The sequence below is a fragment of the Streptomyces sp. 3211.6 genome, from assembly GCF_003634815.1.
GTDB classification, from domain to species: Bacteria; Actinomycetota; Actinomycetes; order Streptomycetales; family Streptomycetaceae; genus Streptomyces; species Streptomyces katrae_A.
This window is the reverse complement of the sequence record NZ_RBXC01000001.1, coordinates 234,603-252,412: the sequence shown is the minus strand read 5'-3', so window position 1 is coordinate 252,412 and position 17,810 is coordinate 234,603. Positions and strand designations below refer to the sequence as shown.

The 17,810-nt window shown below is 70.0% G+C and carries 23 protein-coding genes and 4 pseudogenes; 16 read left to right on the top strand and 11 right to left on the bottom strand.

From position 1 onward, the window contains the following. Positions 1-102: 102 nt before the first annotated feature. Together BX286_RS01290 and BX286_RS01285 are read right to left on the bottom strand one after the other, a co-directional pair. Entirely contained in the window at positions 103-453 is a 351-nt protein-coding gene (locus BX286_RS01290) for a nuclear transport factor 2 family protein (RefSeq protein ID WP_100862074.1), read from the bottom strand. Further along, positions 446-1,057, bottom strand: coding sequence for a TetR/AcrR family transcriptional regulator (locus BX286_RS01285; RefSeq protein WP_079431333.1), 612 nt, complete (start codon positions 1,055-1,057; stop codon positions 446-448). The genes BX286_RS01290 and BX286_RS01285 overlap by 8 nt, the downstream gene beginning before the upstream one ends. Positions 1,058-1,289: 232 nt before the next feature. Between BX286_RS01285 and BX286_RS01280 the strand changes: the two genes are divergently transcribed. Beyond that, positions 1,290-1,883, top strand: coding sequence for an EF-hand domain-containing protein (locus BX286_RS01280; RefSeq protein ID WP_121014345.1), 594 nt, complete (start codon positions 1,290-1,292; stop codon positions 1,881-1,883). On the opposite strand, the gene BX286_RS01275 is transcribed toward BX286_RS01280, so the two are convergent. Then, positions 1,864-2,148: an alpha/beta hydrolase fold domain-containing protein gene (locus BX286_RS01275; protein ID WP_121014344.1), complete on the bottom strand. Its 285-nt coding sequence runs from the start codon at positions 2,146-2,148 to the stop codon at positions 1,864-1,866. The two genes, BX286_RS01280 and BX286_RS01275, sit on opposite strands and share 20 nt — an antisense overlap. Positions 2,149-2,702: 554 nt before the next feature. Between BX286_RS01275 and BX286_RS37270 the strand changes: the two genes are divergently transcribed. The 4 genes from BX286_RS37270 (at position 2,703) to BX286_RS01260 (ending at position 4,202) form a co-directional block, all read left to right on the top strand. After that, on the top strand, positions 2,703-2,837 hold the full coding sequence (locus BX286_RS37270) for a hypothetical protein (protein ID WP_261993291.1): 135 nt from the start codon (positions 2,703-2,705) through the stop codon (positions 2,835-2,837). Positions 2,838-2,980: 143 nt separating this feature from the next. Beyond that, a complete protein-coding gene (locus BX286_RS01265) occupies positions 2,981-3,295 on the top strand; it encodes a hypothetical protein (RefSeq protein ID WP_121014343.1) in 315 nt (104 codons plus the stop codon). Positions 3,296-3,427: 132 nt separating this feature from the next. Beyond that, the gene (locus BX286_RS36325) at positions 3,428-3,577 is read left to right on the top strand and encodes a hypothetical protein (protein ID WP_187344059.1); all 150 of its coding nucleotides are present in this window, start codon (positions 3,428-3,430) and stop codon (positions 3,575-3,577) included. Positions 3,578-3,656: 79 nt separating this feature from the next. After that, complete coding sequence (locus tag BX286_RS01260; protein ID WP_121014342.1) at positions 3,657-4,202, top strand: NUDIX domain-containing protein; 546 nt, start codon at positions 3,657-3,659, stop codon at positions 4,200-4,202. 1,003 nt (positions 4,203-5,205) lie between these two features. Here BX286_RS01260 and BX286_RS01250 read toward each other — a convergent pair. Then, positions 5,206-5,484, bottom strand: a complete 279-nt coding sequence (locus BX286_RS01250) for a helix-turn-helix domain-containing protein (protein WP_079431338.1) — start codon at positions 5,482-5,484, stop codon at positions 5,206-5,208. Between the two features lie 61 nt (positions 5,485-5,545). On the opposite strand from BX286_RS01250, the gene map reads away from it, so the two are divergent. The 7 genes and pseudogenes from map (at position 5,546) to BX286_RS01215 (ending at position 8,355) form a co-directional block, all read left to right on the top strand. Continuing rightward, complete coding sequence (map, locus tag BX286_RS01245; protein ID WP_079431339.1) at positions 5,546-6,313, top strand: type I methionyl aminopeptidase; 768 nt, start codon at positions 5,546-5,548, stop codon at positions 6,311-6,313. 34 nt (positions 6,314-6,347) lie between these two features. Beyond that, a complete protein-coding gene (locus BX286_RS01240) occupies positions 6,348-6,695 on the top strand; it encodes a hypothetical protein (RefSeq protein WP_187344058.1) in 348 nt (115 codons plus the stop codon). Between the two features lie 289 nt (positions 6,696-6,984). Beyond that, positions 6,985-7,218, top strand: a pseudogene (locus BX286_RS38005) (hypothetical protein); the annotation flags it as partial. Further along, a pseudogene (locus BX286_RS37260) lies at positions 7,193-7,495 on the top strand (IS5/IS1182 family transposase); the annotation flags it as partial. The pseudogenes BX286_RS38005 and BX286_RS37260, both read left to right, overlap by 26 nt. A 24-nt stretch (positions 7,496-7,519) precedes the next feature. Next, positions 7,520-7,684: a hypothetical protein gene (locus tag BX286_RS36320; RefSeq protein ID WP_159402142.1), complete on the top strand. Its 165-nt coding sequence runs from the start codon at positions 7,520-7,522 to the stop codon at positions 7,682-7,684. A 52-nt stretch (positions 7,685-7,736) separates the two neighbouring features. Continuing rightward, positions 7,737-7,871, top strand: a pseudogene (locus tag BX286_RS37255) (HNH endonuclease); the annotation flags it as partial. Between the two features lie 52 nt (positions 7,872-7,923). After that, the gene (locus tag BX286_RS01215) at positions 7,924-8,355 is read left to right on the top strand and encodes a RodZ family helix-turn-helix domain-containing protein (protein WP_079431341.1); all 432 of its coding nucleotides are present in this window, start codon (positions 7,924-7,926) and stop codon (positions 8,353-8,355) included. A gap of 86 nt (positions 8,356-8,441) precedes the next feature. On the opposite strand, the gene BX286_RS01210 is transcribed toward BX286_RS01215, so the two are convergent. Both BX286_RS01210 and BX286_RS01205 read right to left on the bottom strand, forming a co-directional pair. After that, complete coding sequence (locus BX286_RS01210) at positions 8,442-9,044, bottom strand: ClpP family protease (RefSeq protein ID WP_121014341.1); 603 nt, start codon at positions 9,042-9,044, stop codon at positions 8,442-8,444. A gap of 1 nt (position 9,045) precedes the next feature. After that, positions 9,046-9,684, bottom strand: coding sequence for a ClpP family protease (locus BX286_RS01205; RefSeq protein ID WP_121014340.1), 639 nt, complete (start codon positions 9,682-9,684; stop codon positions 9,046-9,048). A 745-nt stretch (positions 9,685-10,429) separates the two neighbouring features. On the opposite strand from BX286_RS01205, the gene BX286_RS01200 reads away from it, so the two are divergent. Together BX286_RS01200 and BX286_RS01195 are read left to right on the top strand one after the other, a co-directional pair. Then, positions 10,430-11,737, top strand: a complete 1,308-nt coding sequence (locus BX286_RS01200) for a hypothetical protein (RefSeq protein WP_121014339.1) — start codon at positions 10,430-10,432, stop codon at positions 11,735-11,737. Further along, positions 11,719-11,928: a hypothetical protein gene (locus BX286_RS01195; protein ID WP_079431347.1), complete on the top strand. Its 210-nt coding sequence runs from the start codon at positions 11,719-11,721 to the stop codon at positions 11,926-11,928. The genes BX286_RS01200 and BX286_RS01195 overlap by 19 nt, the downstream gene beginning before the upstream one ends. 334 nt (positions 11,929-12,262) lie before the next feature. Here the strand turns inward: BX286_RS01195 and BX286_RS01190 are convergent, their stop codons facing one another. Further along, on the bottom strand, positions 12,263-12,550 hold the full coding sequence (locus BX286_RS01190; RefSeq protein WP_100862066.1) for a chaplin: 288 nt from the start codon (positions 12,548-12,550) through the stop codon (positions 12,263-12,265). A 564-nt stretch (positions 12,551-13,114) separates the two neighbouring features. Between BX286_RS01190 and BX286_RS38000 the strand changes: the two genes are divergently transcribed. Both BX286_RS38000 and BX286_RS01180 read left to right on the top strand, forming a co-directional pair. Next, positions 13,115-13,351, top strand: coding sequence for a cold shock domain-containing protein (locus BX286_RS38000; RefSeq protein WP_121014338.1), 237 nt, complete (start codon positions 13,115-13,117; stop codon positions 13,349-13,351). A gap of 769 nt (positions 13,352-14,120) precedes the next feature. Beyond that, positions 14,121-14,651 carry an NUDIX hydrolase gene (locus BX286_RS01180; RefSeq protein ID WP_079431350.1) on the top strand — a complete coding sequence of 177 codons (531 nt, stop codon included), beginning with the start codon at positions 14,121-14,123 and terminating at the stop codon, positions 14,649-14,651. Between the two features lie 367 nt (positions 14,652-15,018). On the opposite strand, the gene BX286_RS01175 is transcribed toward BX286_RS01180, so the two are convergent. The 4 genes and pseudogenes from BX286_RS01175 to BX286_RS37995 all read right to left on the bottom strand — a co-directional run. Next, positions 15,019-15,306, bottom strand: coding sequence for a chaplin (locus BX286_RS01175; protein ID WP_079431351.1), 288 nt, complete (start codon positions 15,304-15,306; stop codon positions 15,019-15,021). Between the two features lie 313 nt (positions 15,307-15,619). Continuing rightward, a complete protein-coding gene (locus BX286_RS01170) occupies positions 15,620-15,817 on the bottom strand; it encodes a hypothetical protein (protein ID WP_121014337.1) in 198 nt (65 codons plus the stop codon). Beyond that, a complete protein-coding gene (locus BX286_RS36315) occupies positions 15,814-17,157 on the bottom strand; it encodes a hypothetical protein (protein WP_187344056.1) in 1,344 nt (447 codons plus the stop codon). The genes BX286_RS01170 and BX286_RS36315 overlap by 4 nt, the downstream gene beginning before the upstream one ends. A 157-nt stretch (positions 17,158-17,314) precedes the next feature. Then, positions 17,315-17,449, bottom strand: a pseudogene (locus tag BX286_RS37995) (helicase-related protein); the annotation flags it as partial. Between the last annotated feature and the right edge of the window lie 361 nt (positions 17,450-17,810).

Genomic DNA, 17,810 nt, shown 5'->3' with positions numbered 1-17,810 from the left:
GCCCGGCCGCGTGCGGCGGGCTCCCAGACCCCGGAGCGTCAGGCGGTCTGGCCGGCCTTCGGCGCTTCAGTAGCCCTGGGGCGGATCCGAAACCCAAACACCCTAGGCCGGAAGGAAGAAGCCGGTGATGTCGGCGAGGCGTCCGTCTTCGTGGTGGCGGGCGGTGCTGATGCCGGTCGACGCGGTCTCGCCCTGCCCGCCGAGCTGGGTCCAGCGGGCGAGGGAGCGGTCGTGGTGCTCGAGCACCTCGTCGATGCGGAACCGGTGGCCGGGGAAGGCTCCGGCGAAGCCGGCCATGTATGCGCCGAGTTCGGTCAGGCCGGTGACCTCGGTCCCGGGGTCGCGGTAGGCGATCTCGTCCACCGCAACCGCGCCGAGGGCGGCGAGCCGGTCGGCGGGGTCGGCCGACCAGCAGGCGGCGTAATCGTTCCAGAGACGCTGGGTGTCACTCATGGTCGTCCTGCTTTCGTAGGGTCCTCAGGGAGCCGATCGACGCCATCGCGCCGTCGGTGACGCTGTGCAAGGTTGTGCGGGGCAGGCCGGCCCGGACGAGCACCAGCAGGCCCTGGTAGAGCGCGAGCAGGTGGGCGGCCGTGGTCGCGACGTCGAGGTCCGGCGGTGTGTCGCCCCGGTACCGGGCGCGGGACAGCGCGTCGGCGAAGCCGCCTTCGATCGCTGCCAGGCCGTGGTGCACGCCGGCGGCGGTCTCGGGGAGGGTGAAGGACTCGACGGCGGTGTTGGTGAGCAGGCAGCCCGGGTCGGGCTCGGCGCCGGTCTCGATCGCCGAGGTGAAGAACGAGCGGATGCCGGCCAGGGGGTCAGCGGGCTCCAGCAGGTGGACCCGGACCCGGCCCTGCACCACCCGCTCGTTGTAGGCGTCCAGGGCGGCGTGGAACAGGCCGTCCTTGCTCCGGAAGGTCCGGTAGAGGCTCCCCGGGTGCAGTCCGGTGGCCTCTTCGATGTCCCGCAGGGAGGCGCCGAGGTAGCCCCGGTGGCGGAAGAGCCGCATGGCCGAGGCCAGCACCTCGTCTTGGTCCCAGAGCTGTCTGCGCCCCATCGCGGCCTCCGTAGTTGAACGATTGCTCACAAAAAATAGCACGGCGACGGCCTGGCACTCCAGTGCGGTTTGTGAACCGGCGAGCAGGTAGGAGTCCCGGAGTCGGCGGCCGGCGCTTCACCGGTCCGCGGCCGGCGCCAGGTTGAACCAGTGCCGAAGCCGTCCACAGGGTGCTCGGTGAGATCGGCAGCGACCTCGCCGGCGGACGGAACTCCGGGACGGTCAGGTACTGATGGGGTCCTTGTTCGATCTCCCCGACGCCAACGGTGACGGCGCACTGGACCGAGCGGAAATCGCACGGCTGTGCCGGGTCGTGGGGAACACCGCAGAGAACGCCGCGACCGCTTTCGACGCTGTTGACACCGACGCCGACGGCCGCATCTCCCAGGACGAGTACATCAGCTCGATTCGCGCCTTCGTCGGCGAAGGCGCCTCGCCCATGTACGAGGCCGTTGTAGCCACCAGCGGACGGCATACGCCGGCCCCCCCCGGGTCGGCACCGGGCCCGGCTCCGGCTCGCGGCCCGTCACCACTCTCCTGGCCAGACCAAACACCAGACCGGCGGCCGGGGTACCCGCCGCACGGCCCCTGCCATGCCGCACCTCGCAGGCCCGGCTCCCGACGCCACCAGCCGCGCGCCCCGGCCGCCGCCGGGCCGGTCCGCATGGCGGTTCGCTCCGGGGGTCGCCCGCGCGGAACAGCTCACGCGTGGTCCGACTTCTCTCGTCGGACGGGGCGCGGTCAGCGCCCCTGGCGTCCTGGCGGCGCCGCCGGCTGTGGTGACGCGGAGCTCCTTGGCTGCTGGGTCAGCTCAGTCGTTGCTTGAGGTGGGTGAACGGCTCGGTGACGGCGTTTTTCAGGGCCTGGGCGTAGGCGTTGCCCTCGTCGCGCAGGGGGTCGTACTGGGCGGTGCCGATGATCGCGGGGGCCAGGGCGGTGAAGCTCTTGGCGCACCCCGCGCTCTTCCTTGGACAGCTCGTCGAGGATGGCGTCCACGTCCGCGACGCTGGGCACGGACCCGGCAGGTATGAGCACGGCCACGCCCATCGGGCCGCGCGTGACGGCCGCCTGCCACAGCCAGCCCGTCTCACGGGCGACCTGAGGGGCTATGTCCGCACGCATGGAGTCCACGGTCATCGACAGGGGGAGGGCGCCGGAGCGGACGCCGCCTCGCGTTCGGTGGCGTGGAGGGCGGAGACGGAGGCGTTGGTGACGTGCCCGATCACGTGGGCCGGGAGGCCGGCGGCGGAGTCAGCGACCTCTACCGGGTCCAGCTAGCCGAGGCCTGCCGCAACGTCATCACCCACCTCGGCACCTGACCGTGCGGGCACCCGGGTGCCCACATGGTGGGCGGCTCGTTCACACCAGCCGGGCCGCCCGCCACAATCCCCCGATCCCTAGGCCGACTACGCCCCACCACGAAAGGGCCCCGATGATCTGCCCGTCCTGCCAGTCGCCGAACACGTTCCGGATCACGGCTGGTGAGCCCCGGTGGATGTGCCGGACATGCCGGGAAGTGAGCACCGAACCCGCCCCCACACCGGCGCCCGCATACGACCCGGGCCATGTCATCACCTGCGCCCGCTGTGGCCAGGAGAATCGGATATGGGGGCCGTGGGTCACAGGGCATTGCCGACGCTGCCGCATGCTGCTCGCGCTCAGCGTTCCCCACGACCCCAACGCACGCACCCACCCGGCGATCACCGCCCTCGCAACGTGCGGCGTCCTCATCCTGACCGCGCTCGCCGCAATGCTCGTTTACGCACTGATCCGTCATTGACCACGCCCGGCAAGTTCCCCGCGCTCTCGCCGACCCCGGCGGCGGCACCGTTGCGAGGCCCCGTGCCCGCCACCGGACACCTCCGCAGGCCCTCCGGCAATCAACGGATGGGCCCCCAGCATCACGCCCCGAAGGACACCAACATGCCCCGCACTGCTCCGTTCGCCCACCGCGGTAAGACGTACACCCTCACGCGCGACCAGGTGGAGGCCGCCGCCACGAGCCTCGAACCCGCCGACAGCGCCCGCGGCCTGCCCTACGTCTGGTACACACTCGTCGGCTCCCACCTCTACTACGTCGTGGAAGTCGCCACCGCCGCCGCCGGGCAGGCCTTCCCCGACAACCCGACTCAGTACGTGGCCGAAGCGCGCACCACCCTCAAGGCCCTCGGCTACCCGATCCTGTCTTGGGCCAGCCCCGAACAGATCGAGAAGGGCCATCCTTCCCACACCTGCTGACCCTCGCCCTGGCGACGCCCCCGGCCGGCACTCCGGCACGGGGGCTTCCTACCGGGCCACACACCGCAGCCGCCGTCCTCCGGCTTCGCGGTGCCGGACGGGGAACCCGGCCCCTGCCACCTCTGCCCGCTCATGCGCGCCACCGGGTGCTGCCTGCCCCGGCACGTGCTGCCCCTGTCGGACGGCTTCATCGAGCCCACCAGCATGGCGGAGGGCCGCGCCGCGTTCTCGCTGCCCGGCCTGCCCGGCCTGCCCGGCCTGCCCGGTCTGCCCGCGGCCTGAACGACCGGCGCCCGGGAGGGCGGGTGAAAGAGGGGTAAGACCCGCCCGGGCCGTCGGTGCGGCCTCGATACTGGCCGCCATGACCAGCGCATCCGAAAGCCCCTCCGCGGCCCCGTTCTCCCGGATCAAGATCCGGGCGGGGGCACTGGTGTTCTGCGGCGACGCCATCGCCCTCATCCGCCGCGACCGCGCCGACTCCACCCACTACACCCCGCCCGGCGGCAACGTCGAACACGGCGAAAGCCTCAACACCGCGCTCGCTCGCGAACTCGCCGAGGAACTCCACCTCGACATCGACCAGGCCGAAGGCGGCGACCTGATGTGGGTCGTCGACCAGCGTGTCACCCGCCCCGGGCCCACCCCGCCGCCCCGCAAGCTCCACCTGATCTACCGCTTCCACATCAGCCCCGAACTGCGCGCCACCCTCGCCGAGACCGAACAGGACGAACTGCCCGACGGCAGCTGTGAGACCGGCGTCATCGAGTGGCTCGACTACCGCAAGACCGCCAAGCTGCCGATCTTCCCGCCCATCGGCCCGGCCCTCGCCGCCCTCCCCGACCCCCGCGCCGCCGTCACCGACGCCGCCCTCGAAGCCGTCACCGACGACAACTACACCTGGGTGTGACTCTCGGGCCTGCATCGCGCGGCGGTGTGCACAGGCGGGCAGGCACAAAGAGGCAGGAGACCCGCGTGACCGTCGAAGACCCCGCCCGCTGGGCCACCTGTTCGTCCGCGAAGTCGACGAACAGCCGGTGGTAATTCGTCCGGCCGGCCGCCACGGACCGCCCGGTCTGGGCGGCCCACGGACGAAGCGGCGGTAACGACGACTCCTGTCTCCTGCGGGCCCGGGTCGCCGCCGCGCTCGTTCTCCTCCACGCGCAACCTGTCAGCCGCATCGTCCGCCTCGCCATCGACGACGTCACCGACGACCGAATCCAACCGAGCAGCAGGAGACCCTGTTGTCGCAGTCTTCCGTGTCCGCGTCCGCCCGTCCAACCCCGTTGTCATGGGATGCCGCCTCGCCCGTCGGCGTCCGCACTTGCTCGGCGGCCTGCTCCGCCACTGAACCGGTAGCCGCAGTGAACAACCCCCTCTGCGGCTACCGCACACCTCCGGGGCACCAGCCGCTTCGCCATCGACCGAACACACTCGATCCTCGCGGGCACCGCTTCACCGCCCAGGGCCACGGTCAGATCCCTGGCCCGCATCGGACCGCCGGCTGCCCCGGCCACCAGCACGGAAACGGCTTCTGCCTCACCGAGCTCGACCAGAATCCGATCGGCCTCCTCCCGCAGCCGCTCCATCTCCTCCCGCGCAGCCGGCTACCTCGCCTCCAGCAGACCCAGCGCCGACGCCATCAACCACCCCACACGATCAACGACAAACACGACGCCGCATCCCTACCGCACCGCACCGAACCCACTCCCACCAGTGGAAACTCAAACGACTATGTTCGACAAGACGCCGGGTTCTCAGTGGTCGACCCTCAAAGTCCTTCGGGGGTCGACCTGAGAGTCCGCACCGTGCCGAGACGGGATCAGCGATCTGGTGTCATGCGGCGAAGGCCGACGTTCCAGTGCTACCTCAGAGCCATCCGCCCTCTCGGCTGGATGGCGCGTGCCTGACGTTCATGCCGACATGGCCTGCCCGCCGCGGTCGGCATCCTCCTCCGCGCAGGCAGCGGCCAGGTCATCCAGCGACAGGTCCAGCGCATAGGCCAGGGCCGCCACGGTGAAGAAGGCCGGAGTCGGGGCCCGGCCGGTCTCGATCTTGCGAAGCGTCTCCGCGGACACCCCGGCCGCTGCCGCCACGTCCACCATGCTGCGGTCACCGCGGGCCTGGCGGAGCAGGGCCCCGAAGCGCTCTCCGCGCTGCCGCTCCTGCGGACTCAAAGGAACTCTCACCATACCCGTGATACTAATACCGGTATAAGTATTGGGTGGCGTCGCATCGCGGGGAGTCCTGAACATGGTGGAGATCAAGACCGACACGGCACTGGAGACGATGCGAGAAGCCGGACGCGTCGTCGCCCACGCACTCGCAGCCGTCCGCGAAGCGGCAGCCGTGGGAGTTCGCCTGCGCGAACTCGACGAAGCCGCCCGCACCGTTCTGACCACGGCCGGGGCACGCTCTCCGTTCCTGGGCTACCAGCCCTCCTTCGCGCCCGTCCCCTTCCCCGCAGTGATCTGCGCCTCCGTCAACGACGCCGTCGTGCACGGCATCCCCGACGACTACCGCCTGCGCGACGGCGACCTGGTCAGCATCGACTGCGGAGCCGAACTCGACGGCTGGACCGGCGACGCCGCGATCAGCTTCACCGTCGGCACCCCTCGCCGCGCCGACCTGGAACTCATCGCCGCCACCCAGCAGGCCCTGGACGCCGGGATCGCCGCCGCCACCGTCGGCCACCGCATCGGAGACATCTCCCATGCCATCAGCACGGTCGCTCGCAAGGCCGCTTGCGGCATGCCGACCGGTTTCGGCGGCCACGGCATCGGGCGCCAGATGCACGAAGACCCCCACGTCCCCAACCACGGACGCCCCGGCCGCGGCTTCCCCCTGCGCCACGGCCTCGCTCTCGCCATCGAACCCATGCTCATGGCCGGAGGACGCAACGACTACCACACCGATCCCGACGGATGGACCCTGCGCACGACCGACGGCAGCCGAGCCGCCCACATCGAACACACCATCGCCATCACCGAGGACGGCCCCCGCATCCTCACCCTGCCCTGACTCGCATCCCTCGCAGAGGGGAGTAGACGACTCCATGGAGGCGTTCACGGCGGGAGGCGACACCCTCGCGCTCGAGACGGCCTCAGCCGTCCGGTCTGCCTCGCAGGCGGTCGACCGGCTGCGGTCGCACGGCGCGGAGGGATGTGGGCTCAGCGCGGGGGCGCTCGACGTCCTCGCACGACTGAGTACGGCCACGGACCAGGGGCTGAGTATCGGCGAACTGGCCCGCGCGGCAGGGGTGAGTTCCCGCAACGTCACTGGCCTGGTCGACACGCTCGGCGGATCCTTCATCCACGCTGTCACCAGTGCGGAGCCGTCCGCGGTGAAGGCTGCGGTGCTGTTGTCGGATTCGTCGGCGGAGAAGTCCGCGATGACCTCGTGAGGGTCGGTGGCCCGCAGCCGAACGTCGCCATGGATGTTGCCGTCGGCGACGATGTGCCCGTCGGGGCTGAACGCCACCGTGTGCAGTCCCTTGCCGGTGGGCGGTCGGCTCGGGCCTGGTCCCGCCGACAGATGCCGGGCCGGGTCGGTGGTCGCGGGCGGTGGTGGAGGCCGCCGACCCGGAGGCGGTAGGGGCGGCGCTGCGGGGTCCGATCGACGCCGGGGTGGCGGCGGACCGGCCGACGGAGGCCTTGGGGCCGCCGTGACAGCCAGCTGGTGAAGGGTGGGACAGCCACACGGTGGCCCGCCAGATGGTCGTCTCCGAGCACACGGTGCAGGACCACCTCAAGTCGGTGTTCGCCAAGATCATGACGAATAGCCGCAGAATGCTGTTGGCCCGCGCACTCGGAACGTGTACCGCGGGCCGCAACCCCGCCTGCTTGACGCAGGTCCGGTTCCGCGCCGACAGCTTGCCGGTGGCCAGGTTCCGGTTGACCTGGTCGTCCACGCACGCGTTGCCGTAGCGCCCGAAGAGGGCACCTGCTGCGGCGCCGGGCCATCGCCGCCACGATCCCCGAACGCCGCCACCAGGCCGCCAACCGCCGGCGCCGAGGGCGCCTTGGCGGCCGGCCACCCGCCTTCGACCGGGTCCTCTACCGCGACCGCAACGTGGTCGAACGATGCTTCGCCCGCCTCAAGCAGTTCCGTGCGATCGCGACCAGGTTCGACAAGCTCCCCGGCCGCTACCGCGCCGGAGTCGTCCTGGCCGCCCTGATCCTCCGGCTCCGCGAACCAGCCAGATGATCATTTGTCAGACAACCCTTGGTGGCCGTCTACGGACTCGCCCTCCACAACGACGAACGCTGCGTGGAAGCAGCACGCGTTCTCGGCCCGCCGCAGCGCGGTTCCCTGGAAGAGGAGCGCTACCTCGACGCGGCATGGCGCTACGAGTGGCGCCGCGACCGCCCTGACGCCCCCGCCTTGGCCTAGCAGGTGCTCCGGAGCTGGGAATACCGCACGGTTCGAATGACGCTCCCCGCCAGCTGGGGCGTCGGCGTGGTCGGCGGCGCGTCGGGAGGCGTACGCGAACGACCTGGGCCAGGAGACGTCTCTGGTGGCGGTGACGGCTCGTTCGAACCGGCAGAAGGCGGATCAGGATCCGGCGCGGCTTCACCCAGGGCAGAAGGCCACTCCCTTCCCCCCGTGCCCCAAATCCTTAGGGTGAGGGGGTGAGCACTCATACGTCGAACGAGTCCCGCGTCATCTCCCTGCGCCCGCAGGCCCCGTCGCCTGTTTCCGGCGGGGCGGCCGGCGCCCCGCGGAGACCCGTGGGGGGTCCACAGCCACGCGCGCCGAGGGAGCCTCTGTGGCGTGACCTCGTCGGCGACGTGCTGCGGCGCGAGCGGCTCGCCCAGGAGCGCACGCTGAAGGACGTCTCGGAGGCGGCCCGGATCTCTATGCCGTACCTGTCGGAGGTGGAGCGCGGACGCAAGGAGGCATCCTCCGAGGTGCTCGCGGCCGCCGCCCAGGCCCTCGGGCTCGGCCTCGCCGACCTGCTGCTGCTCGCCGGTGACGAGCTGGCCCGGCACGCCCGGAGCCGGGTGGGCCGGGGCCGCACATCACCCACGGCGCAGTACGACGGCTTCTGCCTCGCCGCCTGACCGGACCGGGCCCACGGCTGGCACGGCGGGGGCGCGCCCCCGCCGTACCGGCCGGCTCGCCGGCCCTCGGCCACGGCCGCGCGGGCTCAGACGAACGCGAACCGTCGGCTCAGCACCTCGTCGGCAAGCCCGTAGGCCACGGCCTCCTCGGCGGTGAACACCTTCTCCCGGTCCATGTCCGCGCGCAGCGTCGCCACGTCGTGCTGTGTGTGCCAGGACAGGACCTCCTCCACCTGCGAGCGGATGCGGACCATCTCCTTGGCCGCGAGGCTGAGGTCGGAGACGGTCCCCTGCCGGCCGCCGCTGGCCGGCTGGCCGAGCAGCACCCGAGCGTGCCGCAGCACGAACCGTCGCCCGGGATCTCCGCCCGCCAGCAGCACCGCCGCCGTCGACGCCGCCTGACCGACGCCGAAGGTGGAGATCGGCGCCTGCACGAAGGTCATCGTGTCGTAGATCGCCATCAGCGAAGTGAACGATCCGCCAGGCGAGTTGAGGTAGATCGAGATCTCCTGCTCCGGGCTCGCCGACTCCAGGTGAAGGAGCTGCGCGATGACCACGTTGGCGACCCCGTCGTCGATCTCGGTGCCGAGGAAGATGATCCGCTCGTTCAGCAGCCGGCTGAAGACGTCGTAGGACCGTTCGCCCTGCGCGGTCCGCTCGATCACGTAGGGAACCGTGTACGACCCCATGTCACAGCCCCGTCCGTCGGCGCGGCGTGGCCGGGCGGATGTCAGCGAGCGAATCCACCACCCGGTCCACCATCCCGTACTCCCTGGCCTGTTCGGCCGTGAACCAGCGGTCCCGGTCGCCGTCCCGCGCGATCGTCTCCTCGCTCTGCCCGGTGTGCTGGGCGGTGATCCGCTCGACGGCCTTCTTGGTGAACTGGAGGTTCTCCGCCTGGATCTCGATGTCCGCGGCGGTGCCGCCGATTCCCGCCGAGGGCTGGTGCATCATGATCCGCGCGTTCGGCAGCGCGAACCGCTTGCCGGGCGTCCCCACGGTGAGCAGGAACTGGCCCATGCTGGCGGCGAAGCCCATCGCCAGCGTCGAGACGTCGTTCGGGATGAGCCGCATCGTGTCGTAGATGGCGAGCCCCGCGGTGACCGACCCGCCCGGGCTGTTGACGTACAGGCTGATGTCGGAGCGCGGGTCCTGCGCCGACAGCAGCAGCAGCTGCGCGCACACCCGGTTGGCCGACACCTCGTCGACCTGGGTGCCGAGGAAGATGATCCGCTGGTCGAGCAGTCTTGCCGCGAGGTGGTCGTCGAAATGGCCGGGCGGTGTGACGCCCTCCTCCGCGCGGGGCGCGAGCATGGTGAGGGGAATCATCTCTTCTCCTTGTCGAGGGCGGGATGCCGTCGACTCCACTCTCGACCTCGGCAACCCCCCGGACGCCGTTGCTCTGCCCCCGGCAGATCCGCCACGGGCGGACAGGATCGGCTCGGTCTCCAGCAGCAGCTCGTCCTGGAACACCTCGTACAGGAGCCGCCCGTGAAGCCTTCGTGCCAGCCGGGTGAGCTCCGCCCGGGGAAGACAGCCAGCCCTTCCTGCTGGGCTTCATCCCAGGGCTGCCCTCGAAGTCCACACACCGGACGAACTTCCGCGGGTCGTTCGGGTTCGAGAAGTAGCCCTCCTGGGTGCGGACGATCGGCACACGTCCGCGGCGGCCTGCGCTGCCGCTGCGGGGCCGACCAGCCCACACGACCCCCGGTAGCCCGTGCGTGCGGTGCCGTTTCGGCGGTGAATACACCGTGTGGGACGAGGAAATCACCACGTGCAACTACTGGGACGGCCCGGGGGACTGCCGCTTCGGGCCCTGTCGCCGTTGTGGGGGCGGCGGGTAGAACCGCCGTGTGATGACCGCTCGAGGTACTCACAGGTGCGTATTGTCCCCGCTTGGTCCGGCCCGTCCTGGGTCTGGCAAGCAGAGGGGTGGGAAGTACATGGCTGGTGGGGACACGACTCCGGAGCAGCGTCTGGAGCGGCTTCAGGGTCTGTTGCTGGTACGCGGCGCGATACGCGTGCGGCGCGGATCCTGGGGCGGTACGACAAGGGTGGTGCGCTGTTCGGTGCGATGCTGCATGCGGCGGACCGGCTGCGGCAGGGTAAGACGGCGACCGATCTGGAGCAGGACCTGCTGGGACTGATGCGTACCGCGATGTCGGATACGGAGATCGGGGACTGGGGCCGGGTCTACCGGGAGTCGGTCCGGAAGCTGGGGACCTTGGACGTGGTCCCGGATGCCATCACCGCCCGGCCGGCGACCTCCGGCTTCAGCTTCGACGACCTGAGGGCGGGCTTCGCGGCCGTCAACGCCGAGCACCTGGCGCAGCCGAACACGGCGTTGGCGGACCGCGAGGTGGTGGCGGCGGGGGGATCCGTCGACAGTCCTGAGTTCCTTGCGGGCATGCGTGAGTACGGCTTCGGTGTCACCGTCTTCGACGGGCAGCGCAGGGAGGCCGACGCGCCGCAGCCGTTCAGCTGCAAGCTGGACTTGGAGAACTTCTACGTCCAGCGGGCGGTGGGCGACCAGTTCGGCGGCAGGGACGAGATCTACTGGTGCTCGACGGCCTCCAGCGACAAGACCCGGGGGAGGGCCTACCGGTCGGAGGAGTTCGGGGCGGTGAAGACCGGGCAGACCCGCGCCTTCAGCGCGTCGAACCGGACTGTGTTCGAGGGCTCGGTGGACAAGGCGGTCGTGCTTTCCCTGTCGTGCTGGGAGGCCGACCAGAGCACCAGTGCCTGGTACGACGCGCTGCACCTGTATCTGCAGAAGATGGCCGAGTACCTCTTCGACACGATCACATGGGGGCTCCTCACCCAGATGCCGGGAGCCGGCCTGGTCGGCCGGCTGGGTGAGCTCAACCTGATGGGCATCATTTTGCTGGAGCATCTGCGCAACGACGATGATCTGTTCTGTGAGCGGGCGATCGTGCTGGACCGGACCGACCTGGCGATCCTGTCCCACCGCTCCAGCGCGAACTGGCACTTCGACGGTGGCGGCCATCACGTGCTGAAGGTGAAGTACACCGGTGACAAGGTGCCCTTCCCCTCCGGCACCCTGGAATACGCCGTCCGCACCGGGGAGAGCTGGGGTGCGCCGATCGCGCTGCCGTGGGAGAGCATCACACCGCCCGCCCTGTGCTCGTACAAGGGCCAGCTGTATGCCTCGTTCGTGCAGTCGGACGGCGCGGTGCTGTGGTCGCGCCTGGAAAACGGGACGTGGCGCAAGCCTGCGCAGGTCGGGGGAGACTACAGCCACCGGGCCCCCGCCCTGGGAGTAGCCACCGGCAAGCTCCACTACGCCGTCACCGGCACCGACTCCAAGCTGTACACCCGTGCCTTCGACGAGGCCACCTCATCATGGGGGCCCACGGCGTAGCCCTGGCCGACCCCGGCGGCAAACTGTGGATGTTCTTCCGTGCCGTCAACGGTGCACTTCTCGCGGCGACCCACAGCAACAACGCCTGGAGCGGCTACCACAACATCAACACCACCACCCCGCCGACCATGCCGGACGAGCCGGCTGCGGCTTCCTACAACAACAAGCTGTACGTGATGTACCGCCGCTGACCCCGACCAGTGTCCGTAAGAAGCCGGCCGAGAGCGGCTCCTGGTGAGGACCCGTGGGGGGAGGCCGCCGGGACGGAGGCGGCTACGAGGGCTGCGGCCCCAACAGCACCCCACGGCACCATCAGTGCGGAACGGCTCCGTGATCGGTAGGACGGGTCGCTTGTGCTCACGGCGGAGCCGATTCCGTATACCCGAAGACTGCAGCGCACAGCCCGGCACGCATCTGCCTCCCCTTGGAGGATGGAGGGCGATTCCGGTGCCGGGCTGTGTGCTGCGGCTGGTTCACACGGTGGTCTGGCGGCGCGAAGTGCGCCGGGTCCAGGGCCGGGTGGTGTCAGTTGTCGCCGTGCTCCTGGCCCTTGTAGTGGCCGTCCTTGTGCCCGCCGTCGTTGATGCAGACGTTGCCGAAGGCGGGGTTGAGGATGCCGACGATGTTGACGGTGTTGCCGCAGATGTTGACGGGGATGTGGATGGGGACCTGGACGACGTTGCCGGACAGGACGCCGGGGGAGCCGATGGCGGCGCCTTCGGCGGTGGCGTCGGCGGCGGCGATGCCGGCCCCGCCTGCCAGGACGACACCGGCGGCGGCGGTAGCGGCTGCGGCCTTGGCGATACGGAACATCGAAATTCTCCTTGAGCTCACGACTTGCCGGGGAACCCAGCTCGGACGACGCACCCCACAACCGCCCGAACCGCCGGGCCGTTACGGGCACTGGGCCGAATCGGTGACCTGATTCCGGCGTGTGGCTTACAAGCTCTGCCCTGACCGATACGACATCCGGACCGCCTGCCTCGGACGGTGGCGGGAGCGGTAGTACTACCGGGCCGCCCTCCACACCAGTCCGGGCCCGCTCGCTGTCAGTGGTCGACAACGCAAGCGCGTTGATTGCGGCCTTGAATCCCCCTACCAGGCGCTGCGTTCAGTCTGACTTCAGTGTCGCTCGGCTTGACTTGTTTTCAAGATCGCGGGTCTGAGTCCTTGATCCTTGTGGCTCTCCAACAGCTGGATTGATTCCGGCAGTGGTCCCGCCGGAGGCGGCCCGCTACCGGTCTCGGAGGCGCATTGGCCTCGTACTTCCCGGTGGGAGCGACGTTCGCTCGATTGGGGGGAAGTGTCGCTTGCGCGAACCGCAAGGCTCTGGCCAGTAGTCCTGGCTCACATCTGTTCTTGTGAGAGGGGAGCGTTGTGCCCAGGGGGACTGTGAAGTGGTTCGATCCGAAGGCGGGAGTTGGTGTCATCGCATGGGGCGACGGCGAACCGGACGCCGTTGTGTACCCCTCAGCCATCCAGCTCTGTTGTCGTGTGCGCACTCTGGTGGCGACCGAGGCTGTCACCCTCGACGTGATCAAAGACTCTCAGGGAGTCTGGGCGGCAAACGTGCGCCGGACAGGGCCTTGCTGTGGAGGCCACACATCGCCGTGACCAATACACGGCGTCCGAGCGGCGGTCGACGCGGCAGCACGGCCAGCCGCTCATCCCGGGCCGCTCGCGCACGACCTGGACGTAGCTCTGGCTGCCGAACCCGCGGACGACCCAGCACGGGGACGCCGGGGCGCTCCAGCCAGCCCCTGAGCCGGGCCGGCAAGGTGTCCTTCTCGCAGGCCGGCTGCAGGGCGGTCGCCTGGCCGGCGGTCCGGTCCAGGGCGAACCAGTCAGGAACAGTCCGGAGGAAGGCGCCGGCGTCCGGTCACGCCTGTGTACATGGACCACCGCGATGAGCTCCGCGTGCGGGCGGTGCATCGCGACCTCGACGAGCAGCTGCTGCCCGCCGGCGCAGGCGAGGCCGCAGAGTAGACGAGACTGGAGAAGCGTGCGGTGACGAACGCCGCCGCGACGAGGCTCGGGCCGAGGGGGCGGAGGCGATCGAGCTGGTCGTCATGGATCCGCCTTCATGTGCGGGTGGGTGACCTTGTGAAGGGCCCAACCGGCCGGGTGGCGGGCGGATACGCGGCCGAGCGGGCACGCGCGGCGGACCTGTCGCGGGAGCCCGAGCCTGATGCCTGATGCCTGATGCCTGATGCCTGACGCCTGATGCCGCGTCGGCTGGGCGTACGGACCCTTCCAACCGCGCCACCGCAGGGGCGGATTCTCGGAGACCGGACAAGATCAGCCGACGGGCCCGGCCCGTGAAAGGCTGGTGCCGCGGGACCACTTGGCCGCGCCATCCCTCTTCGAGAGCAGGTACGACGACATGCGATGGACCATCCACGGCGAGCGCACGGTGCACGACACGCCCTGGGTGCGGTTGCGTTCGCTGGACGTGGAGCAGCCGGACGGCGCGCGGGTCGACTACCACGTCGTACGGCTGCGGGACCTGGCCGTGACGGCGGCGGTCGACGAGCGGCAGCGGGTGCTGATGATGTGGCGCCACCGCTTCGTCACGGACACCTGGGCGTGGGAGTTGCCGATGGGGCTGGTCGAGGACGGCGAGAGCCCCGCCACCGCCGCCGGCCGGGAGCTGGAGGAGGAAACGGGGTGGCGGCCGCAGGGCCTGCGGGAGCTGATCTACGCGGAGCCGGCGGCCGGGATCACCGACGCGCGGCACTTTGTGTTCCGCACGGACGACGCCCGGCGCGTCGGTGAGCCGACCGAACGCAACGAGTCGGACCGGGTGGAATGGATCCCGCTGGCCGACATCCCCGGCATGATCGCCCGCCGGGAGATCGTCAGCAGCGCGACGCTGGTGGGCGTGATGGCGCTCCTGCTGGACGGCATGGCCTGAGCCGGCCGCCCGTGCCCCCCCGCCCGCCGCCCACCGGAGGGGTGCGCTCTCGCGACGCGGACCGCCCAGACCGTCGTCTCTTCGCGTACGCCTCACGGCGAGCCGCACTCCACGGCGTCTGCTCAGCGGGCAGGGAGCGTCATTCGAAGCGTGGCGCCTTCCTGTCTGCTCCCGGTGATTGAGGGGTAAGGGCGGAGCCGTTTCGTTTTCATCGCGGGAACTGCAGCGCACAGCCCGATACGGGAGCCGGCCTGCCCTTGGACGACGTGCGGGAGGCCGATCGGTACCGGGCTGTGCGCTGCTGCTGGTTCACTCGGCGGTCTGGGGTGACGGCGCGAAGTGTGCCGGGTCCAGGGCCGGGTGTTGGTCAGTATTCGCCGTGCTGCTGGCCCTTGTAGTGGCCGTCCTTGAGGCCGCCGTCGTTGATGCAGACGTTGCCGAAGGCGGGGTTGAGGATGCCGACGATGTTGACGGTGTTGCCGCAGATGTTGACGGGGATGTGGATGGGGACCTGGACGACGTTGCCGGACAGGACGCCGGGGGAGCCGATGGCGGCGCCTTCGGCGGTGGCGTCGGCGGCGGCCGTGCCGACCCCGCCTGCCAGGACGGCGCCAGCGGCGGCGGTAAGGGCTACGGCCTTGGCGATACGGGACATCACAATCTCCTTGAACTAATGATTCCTGGGAAGACAGCACGGACGACGCAGCCCATAACCGCCCGGGCAGCGACCCCGTCACGGCCGCTGAGCCGAAACGGTGACTTGCGCCCTGCCCGGCGACCCGGTCCCCGACGGCCTCCGTGTCTCCGCTTCCGCCGCCCGCTCCCGCTCCACCCCCCCTTCCAAGCGCGTCGGGGCGGCTGCCAGACACATCAAAAGCGGGGCGAGGCGCGGCAGCGGGAGAGGCTGGTGGGTCAGCGGCGGTACATCACATATAGCTTGTTGTCGTTGGAGGCTGCGGTCGGTTCGTCTAGCCGCCGTGGGGGGCCATCGCGACGGGGTTGTCGACGGTCCATTTCAGGTTGTCCTCGAGGACGTCGCGCCAGCGGGGGCCGTCGGTGAGGTTCAGGTAGGGCCTTCGGTCGGCGCCGATCTCGGTGAGCCAGACCCAGTCCTGGAACTGCGCCAGGGAGGGGGCGCAGACGGGTGTGTGTCCCTCGAACTTCACTGCCGTGCTCCAGGAACTGCCGTTGAAGGTGCGTCGCCACAGTGTTTTGTTGGTGCCGGTGACGGCGTAGTACAGCTTGCCGTGAGCGGCTGCCAGGGCGGGAGCGAAGTAGCTCTTGTCGCTGCCGATCTGCTGGGGCTGCCTCCAGCCCTGTTCCTCCAGGCGAGCGTGCCGTTGTAGGAGGCGATCGCCGGGGGTGTGATGCTCTTCCAGCCCAGGGGGACCGGCACTCCCCACGCGCCGTCGGTGCGCACGGCGCATTCCACGGTGCCTTGCGGGAAGGGGACCCCGTCACCGGTGTACTTCACCTTCAGGATGTGGTGGCCGTCTCCGTTGAAGTGCCAGTCGGTGTTGCCGAGGTGGGAGAGCACGGCCAGGTCCTGCTGGTTCAGCCCGATGGTGCGGTCGCAGGACAGGTCGTCGCAGTTGCGGAACACGTCGATGATGTAGAGGAACATCTTGCTGATCTCGAAGGCGATCGACGCCCACATGGGGACCATGCCCATGAAGCCGTCCACGATCGTCATCGCGTCGTCGATGAGGTCGACCGCGGTGTTGAGCGCCTTCTTCAGCTCGTTCCACCATCGGTCGTCGCTCTGGTGGGCCTCCCAGACCTGGATCGAAGTCCCCAGGAATCCCTTGGAGGACCCCTCGAAAAGCACCTTCTTACCGGCATCGAAACGGTACGTTTCGTCCTTCTCGACCGAGCCGAACTTCTGCGAGAAGTACGTGCCGGCGCCGGTGCCGTCCTTGCCGGTGGATGTGGCGGCCGTCCAGTAGATCTCGTCCTTGCCGCCGCCTGCGTCCCCGACGGCGCGCTGCACGTAGAAGCTCTCCAGCTCGAGCTTCACCCGGAACGCCACAGGCGCGGAGAGCTCCTGCTCACCGCCTGCCTCGCCCGGCGCCGCCTGGGCCTGCCCGCCGCCGTCCTCGTCGACGGTCGCGGCGGCCGGCGCGGGCTGGGGAGGTACGGAGTAGGCGGTCACCGCGAATCCGGTGTCCCGCATCGCGGCGATGAACGCCGGGTCCTCCGGCTGGCCGGCCGCCACCGCGAACGGGTCCACGATCTGCACGTTCGGACAGGCCATCGCCCCGGCGACGACGTGGCGCATGTCCTGGCGCAGGTCCGCCATCGCATAGCCCCGGTCCACCGAACGGCTCGTGACAACCTCGGGGATCGTGGTCAGCCGGCCCTGCGCTTCAACGAGCTGACGGTAGGTCTGGCCCCACAGCCTGGCTTCCGGATCGGAGACGACCGTTCCCAGCGCGTTCAGCAGCAGCTGTTCCAGATCGGTCGGGGTCTTGCCCTGCCGCACCCGGTCGGCGCCGTGCAGCATCACGCCCAGCAGCAGGTTGCCGTACTCGCCGCCCTACCCCAGCACCCGCCCCAGCCGGCCCTGCGCACGCGACCCCGACAACAGGCCCCGCAGCCGTTCCAACCGGTCCTGCTCCGTCGACTCCACCTGGTCAGACATGACATTCCGCCTTTGCTGTCCACGCCATCTTGCCTTCCCCGGGCTTTTGCCGCAGGGCTCGGCCGATGGCCTGGACGATGTCAACGGCTCAGCCCTTGGGGTCGATCAGGGCCACGCTGTCCACGGACCGGATGTCGACGCCTTCGCCCAAAGCTCTCCGCGCGAGCGGAGGTGTCCCGGCGATCCACTATCTCGGCCGTGAGCTGCACCTGTGCTCTTTGTGTCACACACCGTGGTGCCGTCGTGCGGTGTGCTGGGCGGGGCGGCTCCGGCAGGGGGTGTGCCCGAGGCAGGGGGCATCGGGGTGTGCACAGGGCAGGGGACACCGAGTATGGGCGGCGTCACCCCGTCCCTGCGCGGCCTGAGCGGGTGGGCGCCGGTGGGCGGTGACGGTCGAGCTGCCGGGGGACTGTCCGCGCACCAGCAGCGGCACCGGCAGCGCTGGCCAACACCTCAGCGCGGCACGTCGGCCGTGACGCTGCCCGGGATGTGGGCCGGTGTGGTGCTCCCGGGGCGGG